Raw genomic sequence first — 471 nt, forward strand, 5'->3', positions numbered from 1 at the left:
GCCTTAGTACGCGGGGCAGTCCGTGACCCAGAACCCGTTCACGTAGTTCGGATGGTACATGTAGATCAGGTGGCCGTTGTTGATGAAGGCATGATTGGCGTAGTGCGACACCTTCTCTCCGTCGGCCGCACGAGTGACGACCCAGCCATGCCCACCGTTGATGTCGTCATTGTCCTGGTAGATCTTCGCCTGGTACTCGCTGGCGCTGATGAGGCCGTACGTCCCCGGAGCGAAGCCCATCTCCTGGGCGAGCTGATTCACGACCTTGGGATCCATGCCGATGTCCCGGCAGGCTTTGTTGAAGTTCTCGGACAGCGCCTTCCCAAGGTCCAGGACGTTCACCTGCTGCTGGGCAATCGCCGCTTGGACGGCATCTTTTGCGATGCCGAACGCGCCACTGATGGCGTCCTCGACCGCATCTTCGTCTTCGCCGTCCGTGGCAATCACGATGCCCAGGTCGATTGCCTCCTT

1 protein-coding gene is annotated in these 471 nt (G+C 60.3%); it reads right to left on the reverse strand.

The window, feature by feature from the left end; all coding sequences use genetic code 11:
• Positions 1 to 3: 3 nt before the first annotated feature.
• Positions 4 to 471: hypothetical protein (locus Q664_RS59675; RefSeq protein WP_043411227.1), on the reverse strand; the 468-nt coding region annotated here is incomplete at its 5' end.

This window comes from Archangium violaceum Cb vi76 (assembly GCF_000733295.1).
In the GTDB taxonomy this organism is placed as follows: domain Bacteria; phylum Myxococcota; class Myxococcia; order Myxococcales; family Myxococcaceae; genus Archangium; species Archangium violaceum.